The following is a 14,529-nucleotide window of genomic DNA, read 5'->3' as shown; positions in this document are numbered from 1 at the left end:
GTTCAAAGCTTGAAATCCTCGTCGTCTTCGTCCGTGTTCCGCTTCTTCGAAGGCACGAACTCTTCCGCGAAATCATTCTTTAGGTCAGTCAGTTCTCTGACGCTTCGGTCCATCCGGATGAAGTTATGCTGGGCCTTGGCCGGTATCTGATCGTAAATATCGCTTGGAACGGAAAAGCGCGTGCCTTCGACGAGTAGTTTATGCGCTTTAGAATCGAAGATTTCGTCTTCGCTCGTGCCGTCAAGCTCTCCGAGTGCCTTGACGAAGTCGCGGAATTTCTTGTCCGCTGAAAAGGGAGGTTGTTTGGACAGTTTATCCAGCACATCACGCTTTTTGTAGAAGTCCTTGATCGCCTTGACTGCATAGATCGGTGCCTTTTCGACATGGCCGAGATAGGTATTGGTCGAGGCGGTGTGATCCGACAGATGGAGCTTGGTCTGCTCCATGAAGCCACTACGGCTGCCCCCGGAGAAGAGATGGTCGCCTCCGGCGAAGTTATTCTTGAAAAACCCGGCATTGAGTGGGGTGGGCTGCAAGCCTTGGCTGGTCATCGCCTGGCTGGCGTAATATTCGCCCATCGTTCCCTGGAATGAGCGCTCGGGCCATTCCCTGACCTCGCGCTCTTCGTCGTCCCTGTACTTAATCTTGTCCAGGCCGGCATTTTGCCGGGCCGTGGTGGTCATGTGGAACTCGAATTCGTCCCGCTCACTGAACTGGTGATCTTCGTCGAGAGCTTCGTTCTCGGGTTTTAGATCATCTTCGTCTATATCGAGGCTGATCGGAGCCTGACGGCGCTGATATTCAGCGACGACGCGTTCGATATCGCCGGTCTGGACCGTGTAGCCTGGTGGTGTATCGCGGTGCTCCAGCTTGTCGCCGAGTATGAGCAGATCCTCGTCGCTGAGCCCTTCGATATTGACTGCCTTGCCCTTTTCGTCGAGCAGGCGCTGGACCGGCGTGGTGCCGGGCCCGTCGATCGCGCTGAGCTGGGCCGGCTCCTCTTCCGTCTCTTGCGGGGCGGTCGCGAGCGCCTGCGCGCCCATCACATCGGCTTCCCGCTCGAGCCCCGTATCGTCGTTGATCGGGACCCCCGACGCGAGCTGCGTCGTCGCCTGCACCCGGCCCTGGGCCTGCTGCGCGACATGCCATGCCTCGTGCGGCAGGTTGTGCGCCTGGCCCGGTGCAAGATGGATGTCGGTGCCCTGGGCATAGGCATGGGCGTTGAGCTGCGCCGGCTCCGCCGAATTATAATGCACCTGGACCTGGTCCATCGACACGCCCGACAGGGCCTCGACCCCCGACTTGAGCCGGTCGGGCAGGCCGGTGCGGTTCGGCTTGCGTTGCAGGATTGCCTTGAGCTGAGTGAGCTGGGCGTGGCGCGGCCCGGCGATGGCCTTGCCCGCTGGCGCCGGGCGGGCCGATCCGGCCAGAGTCCGATAGCTGCTATGGCCGCCCATCGTCTTCTCTCCGCTGCACTCGATCCGCCACCTTGCAGTCAATCAAACTGTGCGTGGAGCGTCAATCGACGAAGGCGCCATTAGTGGCGCGGTTCAGCGGCGCGCGAGGCCCTTTTGCTCCATCCGCCATTTGAGCTGGTCGAACCGGTCCTGCCCGAAGAACGGCTCCCCTTCGAACACCATGAGGGGGACGCCATAATGGCCGCCGGCGCGCTGCGCGGCCTGATTGGCCTCCACTACAGCGACATGATGCTCAGGGTCCGCCGCGATCGCCGCGTCCATCTCCGCCAGGTCGAGCCCGGCGCGCCCGGCTGCTTCGGCGAGATGGTCGCTGAGATGCCAGTCGGTCACCGCACCACCCCAGATCAGCCGGCTGACCTCGTCGAGAAAGGCGAGGCCGCGTCCGCGCTCGGCCGCCGCCACGCCGAGATGAGTCAGCCGGTGGATATGGGGCTGCTCCTTCGGATAGGTGCGCGTCGCCATGTCCATCTTCACCGGATCAGGCGATGCCCAGCGGAAGGGCAGGCCGACGAACTCGGCGCTCCGGCCGATGTCGCGCAGGAAATAGCTTACCCAGAGCGGATCGTTGCTGGTGAAGAAATCGGGCTGCCGCACCGCGATCGGATAGACCGGGCGAACATTGGCCGTGACGTCATGATCCCGCTCCAGCGCGACCAGCCGCGGCGTCACCAGATAGGAATAGGGCGAGCGGAACGACCAGTAGAGATCATAGGTGAGGGTCATCCGCCGATTGCCTTGGTGCGGATGTTGAGCTGGCCGGCGAGCCCGGCGATGCGGTGCTTCTCGATCGCCTGATAGGCGGGGGAGGACACCATCGCCATCATCGCCGCGCGCGAGGGATATTCGGCGAGCGCGACCATGTCCCACAGCTCGTCGATCTCGCCCAGCATCAGCTCAGTGACGTCGCCGGCATAGAGCGATCGCGCGCCGACCGAGGCGAGGCAGGCCTGCACCGCCTTGCCATAGCGGCGATAGGCGTCGTGGCCGCTCAACTCCGGCTCGGAGCCGTCGGCATATTCAGCCCGTTCCCTGAACTTGAGCAGGTTGATCATGACGAACGGCCCGTCCTCCGGGGCGCCGAAAAAGGCGGCTGCCTGTTCGGGGCCGGGGAAGACGACATTGGTGACGTTCATGCCGCGATCTCCACCGGCCGTTGCCGGATGAAGGTGTCGATCAACGCGCACAGTGCCTCGGGCTTGTCTTCCTGTAGGAAATGCCCGGCATCCTTGACGATCACGTGCGCCTGCCCGCGCGCGCCCGGGATGCGATCGATGAACGCCTTCTCGCCACCGCGCGTCACCGCGTCATTGTCGGCAAAGGCGGTCAGTACCGGTTTCTCGAAGCGTTCGAGCACAGCCCAGGCGGCCCGGTTCTCCGCGACCGACGCATGGTCGGGCGTGACCGGCACCAGGGTCGGGAACTGTCGCGCGCCCTCCTTGTAGCTTTCGTCGGGAAAGGGCGCGTCATAAGCGGCGATCTCGGCCGGGGTGAGCTCGCGCGTGGTGCCGCCATTGACGATGAAACCGACCGGGAATTGCGGCACATTCTGGCTGAAGGCGAGCCACGCATCGAACCCGGCCGACGATCCGGTGCCGACCGGCAATCCGGTATTGGCGATCACCAGCCGCGCGAAGCGGTCGGGGAAGGCGGCGACCAGCCTCAGGCCGATCAGCCCGCCCCAATCCTGGCAGAACAGGGTGATGTCGGTCAGGTCGAGCGCGGTCAGCCAGTCGCTCATCCAGGCGACATGGCGTTCATAGCTATAGTCGGCGCGCTCGGCCGGCTTGTCGGACCTGCCGAAGCCGATCAGGTCAGGCGCGATCACGCGATAGCCCCGGGCGACCAGCGCCGGCACGAACTTGCGGTAGAGATACGACCAGCTCGGCTCGCCATGCATCAGCAGCACGGCCGGCGCGTCGGGATGACCCTCATCGAGATAATGGATGCGGAGTGCCGTGCCGTCGGCATCGGTGACGGTCAGATAATGTGGTTCGAACGCATAGTCCGCCAGCCCTTCGAACCGCTCGTCCGGAGTCCTGAGCACCCGCATCATCACTCTCCCGCTTTATATATTGGCAGTTAGAGTGTCATATCATCCCGGCCGGGTCAATGTCGCGGCGGCACCGGACGGTCGGCGACGAGGCGGACCCCGATATGGTCGGTGCCGAGCCCGCGTTCCTGGAACTGGCGCGCGGCGGGGCGGTAGCGCGCGCAGTAATTGCTCGCGCAGAGATAGGATCCGCCCTTGATGACATGCATGTCGCCCTGCGACCCGCCCGGGTCGCTGGTCCATTCCCAGACATTGCCGATCATGTCGTACAGCCCGAACGCATTGGGCTTGAAGCACCCAACCGGCGCCCGGCCCTTATATCCGTCGAGCCCAAGGTCGCGTTGCGGGAACACGCCCTGATAATAATTGGCCTGGGGGCGCCCTTCGCCGTCGACCGGCTCGGGTAGCGCCTTCTGACCGGCGCGGGCGGCATATTCCCATTCGGCCTCGGTCGGCAGTCTCTTGCCCGCCCAGCGCGCATAAGCCTCGGCATCCTCGAACGCGATCTGGACGACGGGCTCATGGTCGCGCCCGGCGATCGACTCGGCCGGCCCCGACGGGTGCCGCCACTGCGCCCCGACCGACCAGCGCCACCAGCGGGGATCGTCCTGGCCCGGCACGCTGAACACGGCCGATCCCGGCAGGCGCATCTCGGGCGGCGAGCCCGGCATCGCGGGCGGGACGCGCTCGGCCATGGTCTTGTAGCCGGTCGCTTCGACGAAGGCGGCGAATTCGGCGTTGGTCAGCTCATGGGTGTCGATCCAGAAAGGTTTGACGCTGACGGTTCGCGGGGGCCCTTCCTCGCGGTAGAGCGGATCGTCCCCCATGGTGAAGCTGCCGCCGGGGATCGCGACCATCGGTGTTGTGGAGAGATCGGCACAGGTCGATGCGGGCTGTTTCGAGGTGCAGGCGGTCGTGGCCAGCAATGGCGCCGATATCGCCGAGAGCAACAACCATCTCCATTTGCCTGTAACCTTCCCCGGCGAAGGCCGGGGCCCAGTTGGGACGCGCTTGCAACGGTCGCCTCGCCTGTTTCCTTCTACTTCCCAACTGGACCCCGGCCTCCGCCGGGGAAGAAGAAAGATACACATCATCATCGGGGCCCAAGTTCGCATGCTTCGGCGATGGCGGCATAGATCAGGTCCAGGTCCGAATCCTCGATGCAATAAGGCGGCATGACATAGACGGTGTTGCCGAGCGGGCGAAGCAGCAGGTCCTTGTCGCGGAACAGCGCTGACAGGCGCGGGCCGAGGGTCGACAGATAATCGCTCGCCCCGTCGGCGATCTCGATCGCGGTGATCGTGCCGATCTGCCGCGCGTTGCGCGCCGTCGGCAAGGTCGCAAGTTCGGCCAGCCGGCTTCGCTGGCGGGCGGCGAGGCTGGCGATCCGCTCAAGCACTGGCTCCTCGCGCCAGATGGCGAGATTGGCGTTGGCCGCGGCACAGGCGATCGGGTTGGCGGTGTAGCTCGACGAATGGAAAAACATCCGCGCGCGATCAGTGGACAGATGCGCTTCGTAGATCGGCTCGCTCGCCATGGTGACGGCAAGCGGCACGGCACCGCCGGTCAGCCCCTTCGACAGGCACAGGATATCGGGCACGATCCCGGCCTGCTCGCAGGCGAGCAGCGTCCCGGTGCGGCCCCAGCCGGTCATCACCTCGTCGGCGATGAACGGCACGCCGTGCCGCGTGCAGATCGCGCGCATCTCGGCCAGTACCCAGGCCGGATAGACCAGCATCCCGCCCGCGCCGAGGAGCAGCGGCTCGACGATCAGCGCCGCCGGCCCGGCGCGGCAGGCGGCTTCCAGCTCGTCGAGCATGTCCTGCTCGCGCCCGGCGGCGGGGAAGGGCAGCGTGCCGACATCGAACAGCAGGGGCGCATAGGCCTGGTTGAACACGCCGCGCGCGCCGATCGACATCGCGCCGATCGTGTCGCCATGATAGCTGTGCTCCATCACCAGGATGCGGTGCCGGGGCTCGCCGCGATTGGCCCAGAAGCCGAGCGCCATCTTCAGCGCCACCTCGACGCTGGTCGATCCCGAATCCGAGAAGAAGATGCGGGTGAGCTCGGCGGGCATCATCGCCCTCAGCCCGTGCGCCAGCGTTTCGGCCGGCTCGTGAGTCCAGCCGGCGAAGATGATCTGGTCGAGCTTGCCCGCCTGCTCGGCGATCGCCGCCATGATGCGCGGGTTGCGGTGGCCGTGAGTCGTCACCCACCACGAGGAGATGGCGTCGATGATCCGCCGCCCGTCCGCCGTGTAGAGCGCCGCGCCTTCATTGTGGGTGACGAGCGGGATCGGCTCGCCCAGGCCGTGCTGGGTGAAGGGATGCCAGATCGGGGAGCCGCTCACCGGAAATCCGCCGGATCGAAATGGGCGGCGAACGCAGCGGCGAGCGTGTCGGCGTCGAGCGGGGCCAGATGCGGCAGCCGGCCGAGCCGCCTTACCCCGCCGATCCGGGCGATGGTCGCCTCGCTATGCTCCACCGCGTCGCCGGTGAAGGCGATGCCCAGGATCGGCACGCCGCGCGCGCGTAGCGCCTCGATCGACAACAGGCTGTGGTTGATCGTGCCCAGCGCGGTGCGCGCGACCAGCACCACCGGTAACGCCCAGCGCGCGAACAGGTCGGCGAAGACCAGGTCGCCGACCACCGGCACCAGCACGCCGCCGGCGCCTTCGATCACCAGCGGTCCGTCGATCGGAGGCGGCATCAGTCGTTCGGGGTCGATCGTCACGCCGTCGATCGCGGCCGAGCGATCGGGCGAGCAGGGGGTTGTCAGCCGATAGGCCTCGGGGAGGATCCGCCCGGGTTCCAGCCCGCTGAGCCGCGCGACGGTCGACGAATCGCCGCCTTCCTCAAGCCCGGCCTGGATCGGCTTCCAATAGGAGGCGCCCAGCGCGCCCGCGAGCGCGGCGGCGAAGACCGTCTTGCCGACATCGGTATCGGTGCCGGTGACCACGATGCGCGGGGCGATCATTTGAGCGCCTCCGCAATGGCGTCGGCCAGCGCCTCCACATCGTCCGGGGTCAGATTGAGCGTCAGCGAGATGCGCAGTCGCGATGTGCCCGCCGGGACGGTCGGCGGGCGGATGCCCCGCACGTCGAAGCCGGCTGCCTGCAGGGCCGCGGCGACCCGCATCGTCCGCGCTTCGTCGCCCAGCACCAGCGGCAGGATCTGCGATCCGGTCGGCCCGACGCCGCAACGCGCCAGCGCCTGTTCGGCGGCGGCAACCAGTTGCCACAGGGCGGCGCGACGCTCCGGCTCATCGACCAGGATGCGCAGGCTCTCGCGCAAGGCGCTTGCCATCAGCGGGGACGGCGCGGTCGAGAAGATGAAGCCGCGTCCGCGATTGATCAGGAAATCGCGCATCACCTGGGGGCCGCAGACCAGCGCGCCCTCGCACCCAAGCGCCTTGCCGCAGGTATGCAGGGTGACGACATTCTCATGCCCGTCGAGCGCCGACGCGAGGCCGCGGCCGTCATCGCCGAACACGCCGGTGGCGTGCGCCTCGTCGATCAGCAGCATCGCATCGTGCCGGGCAGCCACCGTAGACAGCGCGTCGAGCGGCGCACGGTCGCCGTCCATGCTGTAGAGGCTCTCCACCGCGATCCAGGGCCGACCGTTTCCCCCCGCCCGCCGCCACCGCGCGATCTTGTCCTCGAACGCGTCGGCGTCGTTGTGCGCGGCGGACACGCAGTCGGCGCGACCGAGCCGCATGCCTTCATGCGCGCTCGCATGGATCAGGGCGTCGTGGACGACGATGTCGCCACGCTGCGGCAGCGTCGAGAACAATGCCGCATTGGCGCTGTAGCCGCTAGAGAAGAACAGGGTCGCCTCAGACCCGAAGAAGGTCGCGGCCTCTGCTTCAAGCGCCTCATGCTCTTCGTGATTGCCGCGCAGCAGCCGCGATCCGCCCGATCCGGTCGGCACCCCGCGCGCGATCGCCGCCGTGACGGCGGCGGCAAGCCTCGGGGCCGATGCCAGGGCGAGATAGTCGTTCGACGACACGTCGGTGCCGCGCCGCGGCGTGAGGATCCGCAGGCGATCCTGCGCGGCGAGCTGGACGAGATCGGCGCGGTAGGGAGTGAGTAGCGACATGACGCGGCCTCTAACCGCATCGTGTCGCCATGACGATATGTTATGCGGGCGGAGCGAGCGCTTGTGCGGGAGGACGAGCGAAGGCAGGGGCGTGCCATGGTCAGCCCCTTTCCCGGCCGCGGCTTCGCCGCCTTCCTGTTCGACATGGACGGGACGATCCTGAGTTCCATCGCGGCGGCCGAGCGGGTCTGGGCGTCCTGGGCCAGGCGCCACGGCCTGGACGTGGAGGCATTCCTGCCGACGATCCACGGAAGGCGCAGCGTGGAAACGGTTCGCCGGCTCGCGCTGCCCGGCGTCGATCCCGAGGCCGAGGCGGCGGCGATCACGCTGGCCGAGATCGAGGATGTCGCGGGCGTGACGCCGATCCCCGGCGCACCCGCTTTCCTTGCGGCGCTGCCCGCCGGTCGCTGGGCGATCGTCACCTCCGCGCCGCGTGCCCTCGCGCTGCGGCGGCTGGAGGCTGCCGGCTTGCCGGTGCCGGAGGTGATGATCACCGGCGAGGATGTCGAGCATGGCAAGCCTGCCCCCGATTGTTTCCTGCTGGCCGCCGAACGTCTCGGCGTATCGGCTGGAGACTGCCTTGTGTTCGAAGACGCAGTGGCCGGCATCGCGGCCGCCGAAACGGCTGGTTGCGCCGTGGTGGTGATTACCGCAACCCATGCGCATCCGCTGGCCACGCGACATTTCGACGCGCCCGATTATGAAGCGCTCTCGGTCTCTCCCGGTGTGGCCGGATCGCTGGCACTCGACGCGCGATAGCAAAAGGCTGCTGCGCCTGAACGCGCTGCCGGCGCAAGGGCCACGCGACCGGGATATCGATCGGTCGCCATGCGTTTTTCGCGTCCATCCATAGCGCAGGAGCAGCATCATGCCTCGCGGAGACAAGGACGCCTATACCGACAAGCAGAAGCGTAAGGCGGAGCATATCGAGGAAAGCTACGAGGATCGCGGCGTGCCGAAGGACGAGGCCGAACGCCGGGCCTGGGCGACGGTGAACAAGGAATCGGGTGGCGGCAACAAATCCGGCTCTGGTCGGGGCAAGCCCGACACGCATGTCTCCTCGTCGCGTGGTGGCCGGGCACACAAGTCGGGCTCGGCCGAACAGCGCTCGGCGGCCGCGCGCAAGGGCTGGGTCACCCGGCGCAGGAACGCGGCTGCCTGACGTTTCGCCGATTCGATCGTGGCGCTATGAGGGGGGCGTGACCAGCATCCGCCGATCCCGAACACTGCCGGTCCTCGCCATGGGGCTGGCCTGCACCGTATCAGCGGGTTCGTGGGCGAAGGAGGCTCAGCCGCCGGCGTGGCCCGACACGCTGCTTGCCCGTGCCGGGGCGCTCGCGCTGTTGCAGACGCTCAATGCCGACCTGCTCAGCCATGACAGTGCGACGCTGACCCTGGACGGCTGGTGCGCGCGCCGCCGCCTGGCACCGATGGGCAGCAGGATCGTCGCGGAGCGGATCGCCGGGGAGGACAAGCCGGCAACGCCCGAGCTGCGCGCCGCGCTTCAGGTCGGGGCGGAGGAGCCGATCCGTTATCGCCACGTCAGGCTGCGCTGTGGCGACCATGTCCTGTCCGAGGCGGATAACTGGTACGTCCCGTCGCGGCTCACGCCTGAGATGAACGCAGTGCTCGACACCACCGACACCGCCTTCGGCCGCGCCGTCCAGGCGCTGCATTTCCGTCGGCAGACCGTCAGCGCGACCCTGCTCTGGTCGCCGCTGCCGGACGGGTGGGATGTCATGCCGAAGGAGCGGCCGAGAACCGTCGGCCGCACGCTCGTCATCCCGGCGAGGGTGATCGAGCATCGCGCCATGCTGCGCCTGCCCGACGGCACGCCGTTCAGCCAGGTGGTGGAAACCTATAGCGGCGACGTGCTCGGTGCGCCGCCGCCGGGTTTCGCGCGTCGATGACCTGGCGGGCCCGGCTGCGAGGGATCGTCTCGCCGCCGCGCACGTTCACGCTCCCGGGCCACCGGTCGGTCCGCGACCACAACGAACTCAAGCGCTTCAGGAAACCCCATGCTTCAGGCTGAGCCAGTCCTCGATCACCATGATCTGATCCTGCGGCCCGATCCGTCGCGCACGGTCGTCCGGCCCTTCGAGCTCGAATATCCGGGCAGGTTCAAGGTCGAGGGGCATCCGCGTGCTCAGGCGATCGTCGATCGCATCCTGACGCTTGATGACAGCGCGCTCGAGAGCGAGCTGGAACTGCTCACCCAGTCGCTCGACGAACGGCACCGCGACGTTGACGACCTGTTGCGCCGCCGCTTCGACGAGATCGCGAAGCTCCTGCCCGGCCCCACCATGGTCAACGATGCGCAACGCCGGCTGATCGGCGCCTATTTCAGCGAGGAATTCTCGTTCGAAGCCGCGGCCTTGTTCAACCCGAGCGCGGTGCCGGCGCCGGACCAGTCGGGTGTGCCGGAGGGGGCGGTGCGCTTCATCCTTTCGCTTCGCGGTATCGGGGAAGGTCATGTCTCCTCGGTGACCTTTCGAACCGGCATCTGGATTCCCGGAGGCGAGATCGCCGTCGACCGCGCGAGCGCGACAGCGGTGCCGCCGATGATCAGCGAGGGGCAGGACGAAGTCCTTGCCGAGGTGGCGCTCGATTGCGGCGGCAGCCGCGATATATCGGAGACGGTGCTGTTTCCGATGCTGCCGAGCCAGCGCCAGGGCATCGAGGATCTGCGCCTGGTACGCTTCACCGACGACGACGGCAGCGTGACCTATCATGGCACTTATACCGCCTTCAGCGGTGCCGCGGCGCGGCCCGAACTGCTCTCCGGCACCGATTTCCGCAGCTTCCGCATGCGCGCGTTCACCGGCGACGCGGCTGGCGCCAAGGGCATGGCCCTGTTCCCGCGCCGGATCGATGGGCGCTATGCCATGCTTGGCCGGCAGGACAGCGAGAGTATCTGGCTTCACCTCTCGGATGATATCCTGCGCTGGGAAGGCGGCGGCAGGATCGTCTCCCCGCGCTATCCGTGGGAATTCGTCCAGATGGGCAATTGCGGATCGCCGATCGAGATCGACGAGGGCTGGCTTGTGTTCACCCATGGCGTCGGCACGGTGCGCAATTACTGCATCGGTGCGTGCCTGCTCGACAAGGCCGACCCCTCCAGATTGCTGGCGCGCACGCCGGAGCCGATCCTCACCCCGAGCCCTGACGAGCGCGACGGCTATGTGCCCAACGTGGTCTATAGCTGCGGCGCGATGATCGAGGGTCGGAACGTGATGATCCCCTATGGCGTGGCGGACAATTTCGCGGCGTTCGCCACGACGACGGTCGACCGGCTGCTGCGCTGCATGGAATAGACGGCTGGGGAAGGGCGACCTTCAGAACCGGCCCGTCGGCGACCCGGGATGATGGTTCGCGCAGAGGCGCTGAGGACGCTGAGAAGCTCCGGCCAGCGGCTTGGGCGGTTGGCAATGAAAAGCACGCGCCCTCGCGCCCTGCCATCCTGTGAAGGCAGGGCTTATTGCGATTGACTTGCATTAGAATCTCTCGACTGCTAGCCGCCCGGTAACAGCCCGCGGCATGATGACCGGCGGGCGGGGGGATATCATGTCGTTTCGGTCCGTTTCTTCGCTGTCTCTCGTCGCGCTCGCTTGCGCCGTGCCGGTTGCGGCTTCAGCGCAGCAGGCCGCCACCGTATCGACCGACGACCGGGCGGATGCGACAGGCGATATCACCGTCACCGCCGCGCGCACGATCCTGCCGCCCAATGCGCTGCCGCTCACGATCGACCTGATCGACAAGGTGACGCTCGACCAGCAGATCGCGATCTCGGGATCGATCACCGACGCGGTGGCGAACCTGACGCCGTCCTTCTCGCCCACCCGACAGAAATTGTCGGGTGCGGGCGAGACGCTGCGCGGTCGGTCGCCGCTCTATGCGATCAACGGCATCCCGCAATCGACGCCGCTGCGCGACGGCAGCCGCGATGGCTTCACCATCGACGGCTTCTTCGTCGATCGTGTCGAGCTGATCTACGGCTCCAATGCGCTCCAGGGGGTCGGCGGTACCGGCGGCATCGTCAACCAGGTGACGGTGGGGGCGCCGCGCGAGGAAGGGTTCAGCGGGCGGACCCTGCTCCAGGCCAATGCGGACAACGGCTTCAGCAAGGACGGGATCGGCGGCAAGGTGGCCGGCCTCGTCCAGTACAAGGCCGGGCGGTTCGATGCGACGGTGGGTGCCGCTTATGAGAAGCGCGGCGTCTTCTACGACGGCGACGGGCGCCGGGTCGGCCTGAACCTGACCCAGGGCGAATCGCAGGATTCGAGGACGCTCTCGCTGTTCGCGCGGCTCGGCTACAAGGTCGGCGAGACCGGCCGGATCGACCTGATCGCCAGCCGTTTCGAGCTGAAGGGCGATGGCGACTATATCGCGGTCCCGGGAAACCGGGTCACCGGCCTGCCGACCAGCGCGATGCGCGGCGACCCGCCCGGGATCGCCGCCGCCAGCCGCACCGAGAGCATCGCGCTTTCCTATACCGACACGTCGCTCTGGGGCGGCAATTTCGTCAGCCAGGTCTTCTTCAACCGCAGCCGCGACACCTTTGGCGGAGAGATCGCGCCGATCCCGACCTTCCAGGATCCGAAGATCGACCCCACCTTCAAGCTGTTCGACCAGTCGCAGAACCGGTCGCGCAAGATCGGCGGGAAGATCAGCTATGAGCGCGCCATTCCGGGCATCGAGGCGCTGACGACGACAATCGGGTTCGATTTCCTGACGGATTCGACCCAGCAGCGGCTGATCGCGACGAACCGCGTCTGGGTGCCGCCAAGCGATTTCCGCAGCCTCGCGCCGTTCGGGCAGGCCAATCTCAAGCTGTTCGACGGCGTGCTGCGCCTGGCCGGCGGCGCGCGCTGGGAGAATGTGCAGATCAAGGTCGACGATTATCACACCCTTGCCTCGACCACATATGACGGCTCGAGAGTCGCAACCTATGGCGGTGTCGCGGTATCCGGCGGCAAGCCACGCTTCAGCGATCTCCTGATCAACGGCGGCGTGGTCGTCGAGCCGCTGAAGGGCATCCGCGCCTATGTGAGCTATGCCCAGGGCTTCACCGTCCCTGACATCGGCCGGATCACCCGGGCAGTGAGCAAGCCGAACCAGGATATCGACCACTATGTCGACATCCAGCCGATCATCTCGAACAATCGCGAGATCGGCGTCGAAGTGAAGCGCGGCCCGCTCGACGCCTCCGCCACCTATTTCTGGTCGTCGAGCGACAAGGGGCAGCTGCTCATCGCCAGTCCCGGCGGTATCTTCGACGTCCAGCGGCAGCGGGTCGAGATCCAGGGACTTGAGATCAATCTGGGCGTGCAGCTACCGGTCGACGGGCTGCGCGTGTCCGCGGGCTATGCGCATATCGAAGGCCGCTATGACGCCAGCCCCATCCCCGACGGTATCGTCGACACCGATCTGGACGGGACCAACATCTCGCCCGACCGGCTCAACCTCGCCGCCAATTATGCCAGGGGACCGCTGTCGATGCGCGTCCAGACTCAATTCTATCTGTCGCGCACCTTCCAGGGGCTGAAGCGCGTTCCGGACAATGATTTCGGCGGCTACACGCTGACCGATGCCTATGTCCGCTACCAGACCGGGATCGGCGGCATAACGCTCAGCGTGTCGAACCTCTTCAACCGGCAATATATCGACTATAGCAGCGATACCCGGCTCCCGACTGACAATCTCAGCTATTTCGCTGGGCGCGGTCGCTCGTTCACGCTCGGGTGGGACACGCGCTTCTGATGAAGTGGCTCGACCTGATCCATCGCTGGACCGGTGGCATCATCGGGCTGGTGCTGGCGGTGATGGGCCTGACCGGTGCCATCCTGGTCCACAAGGAAAGCTGGATCACGCTGCCGCATGCCGGCGACGCGCGGATCGGCGATCCGGTGGCGATCGGCGTGGCGACCGAGAGGCTGATGGCCGCGAACCCCGGGGCGCAGGGCATCGTATATGCCGGGGACCGGTTCGGCCTTGACCAGCTGCGCTTTCCCAAGGGCGCGGGCGCCTATGCCGACCAGGCAGGCAATATCGTCACGCGCTGGTCGAGCCAGTGGGAGCGGCCCGAACTGTGGATCTTCGACCTGCACCATCACCTGTTCAGCGGTGATGTGGGCGAGACGATCATCGGCGTGGCCGGGCTGGCGGCGATCCTCTTCGTCGTGACGGGATCGATCCTGTGGTGGCGCACCCGCCGGACCTTCAAATTCCGCCCGTGGCCGAAGCGGTTGAGCAGGCCGGCGATCGTGATGCAGCATCGCGACCTCGGGATCGTCATGGCGCCGCTGCTGCTGCTGTCGGCGGTGACCGGGACGATGATGGTGTTCAGGCCCTTCGCCAATCTCGTGCTGATCCCGTTCGGATCGGGCGAAACGCTGGCCGCCGCGATGGCGCCGCCCAAAGTGAAGAGCGGCCCCTTGTCGGCGACGCCGGACTGGCGCGGGATGATCAGCGCCGCGCACCAGCGCTTCCCCGACGCGCAGATCCGCATCCTTTCCCTGCCGCGCAAACCGGGCGACGCGATCCTGATCCGGATGAAGCGTTCGGGCGAATGGCTGCCCAACGGCCGCTCCACCCTGTGGTTCGATGCTGCGGACGGGCATGTGCTGGCGGCGACCGACGCGCTGGCGATGCCGCGGGTCGCCCAGGTCTTCAACGGCGCCTATCCGCTTCACGCGGCCAAGGTGGGCGGCCTTGCCTATCGCCTGTTGCTGACGGTGTGCGGGCTCGCGCTCGCCATGCTGGGCAGTCTGGCGGTGTGGACCTTCTGGTTCAGGCGACCGCGCCGGAAGCCCGTGACGCGTCACGCAGCAGCGCGTTCGGTATAGGCAATGAATCGCCGGCATTGCCCGGCGTGGACGAAGCGACCGGAAAGGTCGGAGGCCGG

At 66.7% G+C, this 14,529-nt stretch carries 14 protein-coding genes; 6 read left to right on the top strand and 8 right to left on the bottom strand.

All coding sequences use genetic code 11. The features are described 5' to 3' along the window. Positions 1–2 precede the first annotated feature (2 nt). From P0Y59_17540 to P0Y59_17505, 8 genes are all read right to left on the bottom strand, one after another. Positions 3–1,457 carry a DUF4157 domain-containing protein gene (locus P0Y59_17540; protein WEJ98730.1) on the bottom strand — a complete coding sequence of 485 codons (1,455 nt, stop codon included), beginning with the start codon at positions 1,455–1,457 and terminating at the stop codon, positions 3–5. Positions 1,458–1,550: 93 nt separating this feature from the next. Next, on the bottom strand, positions 1,551–2,201 hold the full coding sequence (locus P0Y59_17535; GenBank protein ID WEJ98729.1) for a DsbA family protein: 651 nt from the start codon (positions 2,199–2,201) through the stop codon (positions 1,551–1,553). Then, the gene (locus tag P0Y59_17530) at positions 2,198–2,611 is read right to left on the bottom strand and encodes a DUF1330 domain-containing protein (GenBank protein ID WEJ98728.1); all 414 of its coding nucleotides are present in this window, start codon (positions 2,609–2,611) and stop codon (positions 2,198–2,200) included. Before P0Y59_17530 ends, P0Y59_17535 begins: the two co-directional genes overlap by 4 nt. Continuing rightward, positions 2,608–3,528, bottom strand: a complete 921-nt coding sequence (locus P0Y59_17525; protein WEJ98727.1) for a haloalkane dehalogenase — start codon at positions 3,526–3,528, stop codon at positions 2,608–2,610. The genes P0Y59_17530 and P0Y59_17525 overlap by 4 nt, the downstream gene beginning before the upstream one ends. A gap of 56 nt (positions 3,529–3,584) precedes the next feature. Continuing rightward, positions 3,585–4,454, bottom strand: coding sequence for a formylglycine-generating enzyme family protein (locus P0Y59_17520; GenBank protein WEJ98726.1), 870 nt, complete (start codon positions 4,452–4,454; stop codon positions 3,585–3,587). Positions 4,455–4,621: 167 nt separating this feature from the next. After that, positions 4,622–5,878, bottom strand: coding sequence for an adenosylmethionine--8-amino-7-oxononanoate transaminase (locus P0Y59_17515; GenBank protein ID WEJ98725.1), 1,257 nt, complete (start codon positions 5,876–5,878; stop codon positions 4,622–4,624). Beyond that, positions 5,875–6,504, bottom strand: a complete 630-nt coding sequence (gene bioD / locus P0Y59_17510) for a dethiobiotin synthase (GenBank protein ID WEJ98724.1) — start codon at positions 6,502–6,504, stop codon at positions 5,875–5,877. Before bioD ends, P0Y59_17515 begins: the two co-directional genes overlap by 4 nt. Beyond that, on the bottom strand, positions 6,501–7,625 hold the full coding sequence (locus tag P0Y59_17505; protein WEJ98723.1) for an 8-amino-7-oxononanoate synthase: 1,125 nt from the start codon (positions 7,623–7,625) through the stop codon (positions 6,501–6,503). Before P0Y59_17505 ends, bioD begins: the two co-directional genes overlap by 4 nt. A 96-nt stretch (positions 7,626–7,721) precedes the next feature. Here P0Y59_17505 and P0Y59_17500 point away from each other — a divergent pair, with 96 nt between their 5' ends. The 6 genes from P0Y59_17500 to P0Y59_17475 all read left to right on the top strand — a co-directional run bounded on the left by P0Y59_17500 (position 7,722) and on the right by P0Y59_17475 (position 14,470). Further along, complete coding sequence (locus tag P0Y59_17500; protein ID WEJ98722.1) at positions 7,722–8,384, top strand: HAD-IA family hydrolase; 663 nt, start codon at positions 7,722–7,724, stop codon at positions 8,382–8,384. Between the two features lie 109 nt (positions 8,385–8,493). Next, entirely contained in the window at positions 8,494–8,787 is a 294-nt protein-coding gene (locus P0Y59_17495; GenBank protein ID WEJ98721.1) for a plasmid stabilization protein, read from the top strand. 37 nt (positions 8,788–8,824) lie between these two features. Further along, entirely contained in the window at positions 8,825–9,535 is a 711-nt protein-coding gene (locus P0Y59_17490; protein WEJ98720.1) for a hypothetical protein, read from the top strand. Positions 9,536–9,643: 108 nt separating this feature from the next. Beyond that, entirely contained in the window at positions 9,644–10,939 is a 1,296-nt protein-coding gene (locus tag P0Y59_17485) for a glycoside hydrolase family 130 protein (protein ID WEJ98719.1), read from the top strand. Between the two features lie 250 nt (positions 10,940–11,189). Then, entirely contained in the window at positions 11,190–13,385 is a 2,196-nt protein-coding gene (locus P0Y59_17480; GenBank protein ID WEJ98718.1) for a TonB-dependent receptor, read from the top strand. Further along, the gene (locus P0Y59_17475) at positions 13,385–14,470 is read left to right on the top strand and encodes a PepSY-associated TM helix domain-containing protein (protein WEJ98717.1); all 1,086 of its coding nucleotides are present in this window, start codon (positions 13,385–13,387) and stop codon (positions 14,468–14,470) included. Before P0Y59_17480 ends, P0Y59_17475 begins: the two co-directional genes overlap by 1 nt. Positions 14,471–14,529 lie beyond the last annotated feature (59 nt).

It is taken from the genome of Candidatus Sphingomonas phytovorans (genome assembly GCA_029202385.1).
In the GTDB taxonomy this organism is placed as follows: domain Bacteria; phylum Pseudomonadota; class Alphaproteobacteria; order Sphingomonadales; family Sphingomonadaceae; genus Sphingomonas; species Sphingomonas phytovorans.
Note: the sequence above shows the minus strand (reverse complement) of the source record. Positions and strands in the feature narration are given on the sequence as shown.